We start from the raw sequence: 10,000 nt of genomic DNA, 5'->3' as shown, positions 1-10,000 counted from the left end.
ATGCTATTTCATTTTTATATTCTAAAGGTTTTTTATCTTTTTTTGAAAGTAATGATTTAACATCTAGAACAATAACTTTAATATCATTTTTCGAATAAATTGTTTTATTAATTTTTTCTAAAATTCCATCAATTTTAATAATTGTTTCTGCTGCTTCTGAAACGTTAAAAAAGCGTGCTTTACCATTGAGAGATGTTAATTTCTTAGTCTTTTTATTTTTTATAAAAGTTATCCAAAATTCTCTATTTGCTTGCGTTAAAAAATATTCGGGATTAATTTTTTGATGCGTTTCATCGGTTGCATAAACGGTTATAAGTTCGCATCTGTTTGTGTTAACTGGAAAATTTCTAACACTTAGCATTACAGTTTCATTAATAACATCACTAGTATCTATGAAGGTTCTATCATATTCAATTTTTACTTCTTGACTTTGTATGCTACTAGAAATTAGCAAAAACAAGATAAGTAACTTTACTGTAATGTATTTCATGTTTTTGATTTACTCAATTGATTCCTTTTTTACTTTTTTGCCAAGCCGATTCATATCCTAAATCAATAGATGGATATACACTTTTAACAAATTCTAAAACTTTATTTCTATCATTTTCAGATGCTTCAAATAAAGAAGGAAAAGCGTCTACATCAGTTTTAAACAAACTTGTTCTACTTCCTTTTTCTTCAAATGCATACGAATAATTATTCATAAAATATCGGGTTCTTTTTTTTACGATATAAAATCTACCCATTTTATTTAGGTCGATAACTTCTGATGTATTGAACGTTTTTCCTGAATCTGTCTTATTGTAGAAAGTAATTGTATTTCCATCAGATTCCACCATTAAATAGACTTGTTGACTTGATAAGTAAGTATAAATCTTTGAAGCAAATAAAAGAAAACCAAAAACCAATAGTAAACCAACAATCAAAATCCACCAAGAAAAGCCTTCTCTAAACAAAAATGTTCCGAAGCTAATAACACCTAAGCCACAAAATAATGTTGCAGCAATACACAGTAGGAACTTAAAATTCCTTTTAAACAATACGGTTTGTAGATTTTTCATAGGTACAATTTATATTTTAAAAATGACCTGTTGCAATGTAAAACATTAACCAACCTATACAACCTATGGCTAATCTCCAAATCAGTTTTTTCAATAATCCATTAGACGTTGCTTTTCCTTGTTCTAAATACTCGTCAGTTTTTTCGTTTGCTGTTCCTACTTTTTTAGATAATTTAGTTCCAGCAACAGCACTTAATGATACGATGTAAAGAATTCCAACCCATGCAGCATTGATAAATCCTAATACCATCATTATCATTCCTATAATTGATAACGTTTCCATTTTTTTAGTTTTAAAATTAATCCCAAACCACATTAAGCATGAAGTTTGGGATATTTGAATATTTTTATAAAAATTATTGCTTAATGCTCTTTAGAAATGTTTGCATGTTAGCATCGATAGCTTGTGCCGTTTCTGTACCTCTTCCAATTTCATTACACACCATTAATATTAAATCTGGGTTTGTAGGATGGCTAAGGATATAGATTCTGAATTGCCCAACATCTTTATAAGTTTTTCCATCTTGTCTTCCTGTATTGTACAAACCAGATTGAAATGTGTATCCTTTCATCTTTCCGAATTCTACTTTTTCATATAAACTCATTAAATCTTTTGATTTCACATCTTTGGTTATAAAATAATCTACATTTTGTATTTGTTCATCTCGGAAAAGCACGCAGATATGATACCAAGGTAAATTATATTTTTCGAAATCGTATTCATGAATTTTTTTTACTTTATCGTTATTTGAATGATAGGTAACTCTATGAATGAAATCTTTAGCTAATTCATCAACCGTCAAACCTGGGTGTGAAGATTTTTCGAAAGCATAAATTTTATACGTTTCTTGATTTTTGTGAATTTGGTAGCCTACTTCCGTATCACTTCTGTCTGTGCTACCTGTCTGGCTGTTATTGATATCTTCTTTTATGTTAGTTTTGTCTATGGTTACATCAAGATAAGGTAAATATAGATTTTTTGGTTCCCACATAGGTACATTAAAGAAGATTGGTTCTAATAATTGAACTTTAGGACCATATTCTTTGTATCCTGTTTCTTCTCTTACCCAAAATCCAATTTCTACTCTTATTGTTTTTTGTTTTTCAACTCCATTTGCACCATTTAAAATCCATTCAAGTGTATTTCCTCTATTTATGAAATCTCTACCTTCAAAAACACTAAATTTTTTTGTTATAGGTGTATTTTTCATAAAATCGGACATAGCAGTATAACCTTCTTTTTGAAGACTCCAACTATTTATGTAGGTATTAGAATTGTCTGCAAACTCTACATATAGATTTGTATATCCCGAATAAACGGTTACAGCTTTAGGTTTTTTGAAACTTACCTGTAATGTTGCTAAATCTTTTTTAGAAATTGTAGCACCCGATTTTACTTCTTTGCCATTAATAAAAGCCGATAATTGAGCCTGAGAAAAAGCAAAAGAAAGTAATGAAACTAATAATAGTAAACGATTGATTTTCATAATTATATTTAAAATGATGAAATTAATTAAACTGTTACTTGTGATTTTTTCAAGTGTAATTTGTAGCTCATAAAAGCACATGCCGAACATACAACTAGACCAATACATCCAATTAAAGCAAGCGATTTAGGATTTGCTCCAGAGAAAGTTCCAGCTTCCATGTAAGGAGTTATAGCCCACAAAACAACTGATAATAAAGCCACCAAAATGCTTAATTTAGTAACAAATTCTTTTTTCATAAAAGCAACTACAACCATTACAAAAGCAAGAACAGCTAATAAAATACCCAATTTACCTGCATATACAACTTTCCATTTGGCAGGTGTACTTTCGATAATTTCTAAACTTTCTTTTATTTGTGGATCTTCAATTTTAGTAACGTCGATTCCGTCTTTTTTTAATTGATCAATTTGTTTTTGCTCGTTTTCTACTAAACGATACACTTCTTCTAGTTTTTCAGAATCGCCGTCGGTTCCCATTCTGTTTTCTATGTTTTTAAATAAAATTCCAGCACAAAAACCTCCTACTAAAAAGGCTAAAACCATAAAAATTAAAGATAATACTCTCATAAATTTGTTTGTTAAATTGGTTAATAAAATACGTTTGATTTTTTAAGAAACGCTTTTCAATTAATGAAACGTTTCGTTTTATTGTTTAATGATTTTTACTGTTTTCACTTCATTATTAGAAATTACTTTCACCAAATAAGTTCCCGCAGCCAAACCTGCAACATCTATTGAAGTTTCGTTGCTGTTTACTGTTTTTGTAAAAACTTCTTGACCTAATAAATTGTTTATAGAAACAGTAGTAATTTCTTTATCAAATGAAAGATTTAAAATATCTTTTACAGGATTTGGATAAAGCTTCAAGTTTTTTATTGAGAATGATCCCACAGAAAGCATTTGGGTTGTAAACGAACCTCCAGAAGCCCAATCCGTTTGTGTGTTACCACAAATAGATTTTACCCAAAAATAATAAGTAGTGTTTGGTGTTAAATTATTCAAAACAGCAAAAGTATCTGTCGTTGTTCCTGTAATTGCATTTGCAGATAATGGGTCGTTTATAGTACTGTAACTATATAGATAGCCATTGCTTGGAGTAGGTGTAGCTTCTACCCATGCAATATTTACAACTGTTGCCGATTCAGGATCTGTAAATAACTGTGTAGGAGCGTTACATTGAGATTCTGGATATGTGGTAAACGAACCACCCGAAGCCCAATCCGTTTGCGTGTTACCACAAATAGATTTTACCCAAAAATAATAGGTGGTATTTGGTGTTAAATTGGTTAAATTCGCATAAGTATCTGTCGTTGTTCCTATAATTGCACTAGCTGAAAATGGATCGTTTACTGTACTGTAACAATAAACATAGCCATTGCTTGGTGTAGGTACACCTTCTATCCATGCAATAGTATTTGTTGTAGAGGTTAAACCATCGTAATATATTTGCGTTGGTGCGTTACACCCAGATGCCGCAGGATATGTGGTAAACGAGCCTCCCGAAGCCCAATCCGTTTGTGTGTTACCACAGATGGATTTTACCCAAAAATAATAGGTAGTATTTGGCGTTAAATTGGTTAAATTCGCATAAGTATCTGTTGTCATTCCTGTGATTACGTCATCTGCAAACGGATCGTTTACAGTACTATAACAATAAACATAACCATTGCTCGGCGTAGGTGTAGCTTCTACCCATGCAATAGTATTCGTTGTCGAGGTTAAACCATCGTAAAATAATTGTGTTGGTGCGTTACATCCAGATGCTGGATATGTGGTAAATGAACCACCAGAAGCCCAATTAGATTGCGTAGCACCACAATTAGATTTCACCCAAAAATAATAAGTAGTGTTTGGCGCTAAATTATTTAAAACAGCAAAGGTATTTGTCGTAGTTCCTGTGATTGCATTTGCAGAAAACGGATCGTTTACAGTACTATAACAATAAACATAACCATTGCTTGGTGCAGGATTTGGTGCCGTCCATGCAATATTGTTTGAAGTCGAAGTTAAACCATCATAAAATAGTTGAGTTGGAACATTACAGCTTGCTACTGTAGCACATGTAATAGATCTTACTCTGTTTGTGTTTTGAGTTCCACAACTAGAATTGGCATTCAAATGGTATCTAACTACTCCAGAATTTGTACCAGATAACCAAGTTAAAGGAGTTAAACCACTGGCTAAAACCGCTGTTCCTGTTGCATTAGTTATGGTAATAAAATCTGTGGAAACTGAACTTCTAAAAGTATATTGTTTATTTGACAAGACATTTACATTTGAATATTCTCCTGCATAAGCATCTGCAACGATTTGTTCTGTACTTCCTGTACAAGCAGGTGTAAAAGTTGCATCAGGATATAATCCATAAATTGCACCGTTACAAATTAATGCAGGTGGAGTAGTAAAACTACCTCCAGAAATCCACGTTCCAGTTGTGGCTCCACAGTTAGAACGTATCCAGTAGTAATAGGTAGTGCCTGCCGCAACATTCAAATAGAGAGTAGTATTTAAGTTAGTTGTGCTAAATAAAGTAGGAGTAGAATTTGCATTAGGAGCACTATTGGTTGTAACAATATAAATATCATAATGAGAAGAAGGCACTGGTGATGCCGCTGTCCAAGTCATTTTACAAGAATTGGAAGTTATATTTGATACCGCTAAATTTGAAGGTGGTACGCAGTTTGATGCATCCGCACATCGAATATAGCGAGACCTTTCCACTTGTTGACTACCACAACTAGCATTGGAATGAAGGTAATAACGGATAACACCTGTGGTACTACCAGAATCCCATATTACGGGTTGTGTTCCGCTTGCATAAACAACAGTTCCAGTTGCATTTGTAATTGTAATATAATCCGTTGTTACAGAGCTTGAGAACGAATATTGTTTGTTCGCAATTACATTCACATTGCTGTACTCGCCTGCATAACTTTGACTAGTTAATGTCTCATAGTTTCCACTACAGTTTGGTGTATAGGCATTAGCTGGAAATAATCCATATGTTGCAGTAGTACATTGCGCAACAGCATTAGGAATAAAATTCAAAAATGCCAATAGGCAGAATAGAGTAATTTTTTTTTTCATTTTCAGTTTTTGATGATTTGAAACTTAATTTGATTAAATTTCCATCAAAACTATATGATAAGAAGTACTAGTCCAATTTATATATTGGACTATTTATAAATAATCAGAAGATTTAACAATTATTATTTACTTGATTAACAAACACTTAATCTGTATTTTCTAATTTTTCAATGTAATAATTAGGAGAAAGTCCGGTTTGCTTTTTAAAAACACGAACAAGCGTATTGGCGTCTTTATAACCTACTTCTTCTGCGATGGCTTGCAAAGTATATTTACGGAAATAAGGAGCATCTTTCAGCTTTTGAAGTACATAATGAATTCGTAATTCTTGAGTATATTCTGAAAAGGTTTTTTGCATTACCTGATTGAAATATTGGGACAAATAAGCCGTATTGGTATTTAGTTTTTTAGCCACAAAAGCCAACTTGAAGTTGGGTTCTAAAAAAGTTTCCTTTTGCTCTAACTTTTTTAAACCTAATGAAATTTTTTCAATAAGCTCTTCATCGAGTGTTTGTTTTGGTTGCGGTTCGGTTTTATCAATTTGCAGAATACTAATTTCTGAAGTTTTAGATTCTTTTAGATTTTGAATAATCTTTAAAAATCGATAATGTTTTTCTTTCTGATTTTTGTAATAATAATAAAAACTATAAACCACTACAACAAAAAGAATCAAAATACCAAAAAGCGATATTTTAAAATAATTCTTAGACGCAATAACTTTATTAGATTCCTCCTTTATTTTGTTTAAATCATAGTTGTGAAGAAAATTTAAAGATTTACTTTTTATTCCTTCTATTGACTGAATTAATTCTAAACTTTTTTGAGCGTAGCGATACGCATTTTTAGCATCATTTTTCTCATTATAACACTGTGTCATAATGTTATAAGTCATTAATAAATTTTCTTTGGAAACCTTAGTTATTTGATAACTTTCAACATATTTATTACAATAAAAAAGTGCTGAATCAACTTGCTTTAAATGATGAAAACAATCGGCCATCCCTAAATCAAACAACTGCTCTGTTCTTATATTATCCTGAATAATAGGATACTTTTTTCTCATTCTATATAACGACAATGATTTCTCGTAATTTCCAGCTAAGGCTGCGCTTTTTGCTTCGCGCATGCTTAATAATGCTTTGGTGTACTCTGGTTGAAAATTATCTTGCAACATCATTGTTGCTGCGACATTAAAGTAGTGGTTTGCAGAATCTAACAACACTTTTTTCTTCGACTGAATATAATACTTTTGATAAGCTTCCCCTATAATATTGTATTTATCTGCAAAGAGTTTTTTATTCATTACTTTTTTTTCACCTACTCCCAATTTTAAGTGATGCGACGTTTTTAATTCTCTCTTTAACAAAGCAATTCCATTAACATAATCGCCCATAGCTACCTTAATTGAGCCATATTGTTCGTTAAAATGATTATTAGGTACGCTGTTTTTATATTTGTCAAGATAAAACAATGCTAAGTCGTATTCTCCTAAATTTTTATGGATATAAAAAAGTTTGTTCACACACATTCCAAGCAAATCTTGATACACTTTGCTAGATTTATCCATCTTACTTTTTTCAATACTATCTATAAGTATGATCAGAAGTTTCTTTGAGTAAGTAAACTCTGATTTGTTGTAAAAATAATTGGCTATGTAATATTTGCCATAAAAACGAAATAACTCGTTTTTAGAATTACTAATTTCCAAAGCTTCGGCATACGCTTTTTCAGGATTTGAAATGAGGTTTTCCTGAATACTTCGGGTTCTACTAATTTCTGATTCACTCAATTCTTGAGCAAGCATTAAATTAATAAATAATAGTAGTATAACAGAAAAAGTAAATTTGTGCATCATGAAAAAATGGTGGCTCAACCTGAAAATTATAGTCCGCTAAAATAAGAATAAAACTATATTATTTTGTAGATTATTCCCAAGATTAACTTTTACTATTTTTAAATATTACCCAAATAAAAAAAATCCCAAACTCTAATTGAATTTGGGATTTTATATTTGGGATTTATATTTCTATAATTCTAATGCTTTTTTCACATTTCCACCCATTAAAATTTCAGCTGGGTTTTCTAATGCTTCTTTCACCGCTACTAAGAATCCAACTGACTCACGTCCGTCGATGATTCTGTGGTCGTATGATAATGCTACATACATTACTGGAGCAATTACGATTTGACCATTTTTAACAATAGCTCTATCCACTACATTGTGCATTCCTAAAATACCAGATTGTGGAGGATTGATAATTGGTGTAGATAACATACTTCCGAAAACACCACCATTTGAAATTGTGAATGTCCCACCAGTCATTTCGTCTACAGTGATTTGTCCGTCACGAGCTCTTAAAGCTAATCTTTTGATTTCTGCTTCAACACCTCTGAACGATAATGTTTCTGCATTTCTCATAACAGGAACCATTAATCCTTTTGGACCCGAAACCGCTACAGAAATATCACAGAAGTCATAAGAAATTTTCTCTTGACCATCAATCATAGAGTTTACATCTGGATATAATTGTAAAGCACGAGTTACCGCTTTAGTAAAGAACGACATAAAGCCTAATCCTAAACCATGTTTCGCTTTGAACTCTTCTTTATATTGGTCACGAATTGCATAAATTGCTGACATGTCTACTTCATTGAAAGTAGTTAACATCGCAGTTTCATTTTTAGCTGATACTAAACGCTCAGCTACTTTTCTACGTAACATAGAAAGTTTTGTTCTTTCTGTTCCGCGGTTTCCTCCTGTTGGAGTTCCCATTGATGGTACAGCATTTACAGCGTCATCTTTAGTAATTCTTCCACCTTTACCAGTTCCTACAATTGCAGAAGGTTCGATGTTTTTTTCTTCTAATATTTTTCTAGCTGCTGGAGATGGCGCTTGTGTTGCATACGTTTTTTCTGCTACTGGAGCTGCTTTTGGAGCCTCAGCTTTTGGCGCTTCAACTGCTTTTGCTTCTTCTTTAGCTGGAGCCGCACCACCTTCTGGTTTTGCTGCACCTGTATCGATTAAACAAACTACTGCACCTACCGCTACTGCATCACCTTCTTCTGCTTTTAATGTAATAATTCCACTTGCTTCAGCTGGCAATTCTAATGTTGCTTTATCTGAATCAACCTCAGCAATTGCTTGGTCTTTTTCTACATAATCACCATCTTTTACTAACCATGTAGCAATTTCTACTTCTTTAATTGATTCCCCTGGAGAAGGGACTTTCATTTCTAAAATCATATCTTTTTATTTTAAAAAGTTTACCCTTCGACTTGCTCAGGGTGATAATTGAGTTGTTTTTTATTGAAATAATTTTTTATCAAAAACCATTGCGATTGCGTTAGCATGACGTTTTTTAGAACGCTCATAACTTCCTGCTGCTGGTGCACTATATGCTTTTGGTGATGCTAAACGTAGTTTCACTAAATCAAAATTCATCAACATATAACTGTAAGCTCCCATGTTTTTAGGTTCTTCTTGTGCCCAAACGTAATCATCCACATTTGGATAGCTATCGATAATCGCTTTGATTTGGTCAACTGCTAATGGGAACAATTGCTCTAAACGAACCACTGCCACATCATTTCTACCTAATTCAGCACGTTTTGCAATAATGTCATAATAGAATTTACCTGTACAGAAAACCAACGTTTTGATTGCTTTTTTATCTGTTACATTTGGATCATCTAATACTTCTTGGAATTGTCCGTTAGCTAAATCATCCATTGAAGATACTACATCTGGATGACGCAATAAACTCTTTGGAGAGAATACTACTAATGGCTTACGGAATTCTGTTTTTAATTGTCTTCTCATTAAGTGGAAGAAGTTGGCTGGCGTAGTTACATCGGCAATATACATGTTGTGTTTTGCACATAATTGTAAGTAACGCTCCATACGTGCTGATGAGTGTTCTGCTCCTTGGTTTTCATAACCATGAGGCAATAACATTACCAATCCGTTTTGGTTGTTCCATTTATCTTCACCTGCTGAGATGTATTGGTCAATCATAATTTGAGCTCCGTTAGAGAAATCTCCAAACTGTGCTTCCCAAATTACTAATGATTTTGGAGAGGCTAATGCATATCCGTATTCAAAACCTAAAACACCATATTCTGAAAGGTGCGAATTGTAGATATAAAAGTTTCCTTTTTTATCTTTTATTTTGTCTAAAAGAATTACTTCTTCTTCTGAATCTTCCACTTTAACTACAGCATGACGGTGTGAAAATGTTCCACGTTCCACGTCTTGCCCAGAAATACGCACGTCAAAACCTTCTTTTAGTAAGGAACCATAAGCTAATAATTCGCCCATAGCCCAATCTAATTTATTGGTTTCCACCATGTTTTTTCTATCCCC

Annotated in this window: 8 protein-coding genes and 1 pseudogene; all 9 read right to left on the bottom strand. The window is 32.5% G+C overall.

Features of this window, described 5'->3' with window-relative positions:
• Positions 1-490, bottom strand: a 490-nt coding sequence (locus LDL23_RS02905; protein WP_291264370.1) for a hypothetical protein, incomplete at its 3' end; no start/stop codon positions are given.
• Between the two features lie 13 nt (positions 491-503).
• A complete protein-coding gene (locus tag LDL23_RS02900; protein ID WP_291264369.1) occupies positions 504-1,061 on the bottom strand; it encodes a hypothetical protein in 558 nt (185 codons plus the stop codon).
• 16 nt (positions 1,062-1,077) lie between these two features.
• Entirely contained in the window at positions 1,078-1,344 is a 267-nt protein-coding gene (locus LDL23_RS02895) for a hypothetical protein (protein WP_291264368.1), read from the bottom strand.
• A 73-nt stretch (positions 1,345-1,417) separates the two neighbouring features.
• Positions 1,418-2,548 (bottom strand): hypothetical protein, encoded by a 1,131-nt coding sequence (locus LDL23_RS02890; RefSeq protein WP_291264367.1) that lies wholly within the window; start codon positions 2,546-2,548, stop codon positions 1,418-1,420.
• 26 nt (positions 2,549-2,574) lie between these two features.
• Positions 2,575-3,117, bottom strand: coding sequence for a hypothetical protein (locus tag LDL23_RS02885; RefSeq protein ID WP_291264366.1), 543 nt, complete (start codon positions 3,115-3,117; stop codon positions 2,575-2,577).
• Positions 3,118-3,195: 78 nt separating this feature from the next.
• Complete coding sequence (locus LDL23_RS02880; RefSeq protein ID WP_291264365.1) at positions 3,196-5,637, bottom strand: fibronectin type III domain-containing protein; 2,442 nt, start codon at positions 5,635-5,637, stop codon at positions 3,196-3,198.
• 145 nt (positions 5,638-5,782) lie between these two features.
• Entirely contained in the window at positions 5,783-7,492 is a 1,710-nt protein-coding gene (locus tag LDL23_RS02875) for an AraC family transcriptional regulator (RefSeq protein ID WP_291264364.1), read from the bottom strand.
• 171 nt (positions 7,493-7,663) lie between these two features.
• Complete coding sequence (gene odhB, locus LDL23_RS02870; RefSeq protein WP_291264363.1) at positions 7,664-8,881, bottom strand: 2-oxoglutarate dehydrogenase complex dihydrolipoyllysine-residue succinyltransferase; 1,218 nt, start codon at positions 8,879-8,881, stop codon at positions 7,664-7,666.
• Between the two features lie 60 nt (positions 8,882-8,941).
• Positions 8,942-10,000 (bottom strand): annotated as a pseudogene (locus LDL23_RS02865) (2-oxoglutarate dehydrogenase E1 component); the annotation flags it as partial.

The sequence above is a fragment of the Flavobacterium sp. genome (assembly GCF_020217025.1).
GTDB lineage: Bacteria > Bacteroidota > Bacteroidia > Flavobacteriales > Flavobacteriaceae > Flavobacterium.
Note: the sequence above shows the minus strand (reverse complement) of the source record. Positions and strands in the feature narration are given on the sequence as shown.

Coding starts and splice junctions, on each gene's coding strand:
- LDL23_RS02900 (WP_291264369.1), bottom strand. CDS start 1,061: ATGAAAAATCTACAAACCGTATTGTTTAAAAGGAATTTTAAGTTCCTA.
- LDL23_RS02895 (WP_291264368.1), bottom strand. CDS start 1,344: ATGGAAACGTTATCAATTATAGGAATGATAATGATGGTATTAGGATTT.
- LDL23_RS02890 (WP_291264367.1), bottom strand. CDS start 2,548: ATGAAAATCAATCGTTTACTATTATTAGTTTCATTACTTTCTTTTGCT.
- LDL23_RS02885 (WP_291264366.1), bottom strand. CDS start 3,117: ATGAGAGTATTATCTTTAATTTTTATGGTTTTAGCCTTTTTAGTAGGA.
- LDL23_RS02880 (WP_291264365.1), bottom strand. CDS start 5,637: ATGAAAAAAAAAATTACTCTATTCTGCCTATTGGCATTTTTGAATTTT.
- LDL23_RS02875 (WP_291264364.1), bottom strand. CDS start 7,492: ATGATGCACAAATTTACTTTTTCTGTTATACTACTATTATTTATTAAT.
- odhB (WP_291264363.1), bottom strand. CDS start 8,881: ATGATTTTAGAAATGAAAGTCCCTTCTCCAGGGGAATCAATTAAAGAA.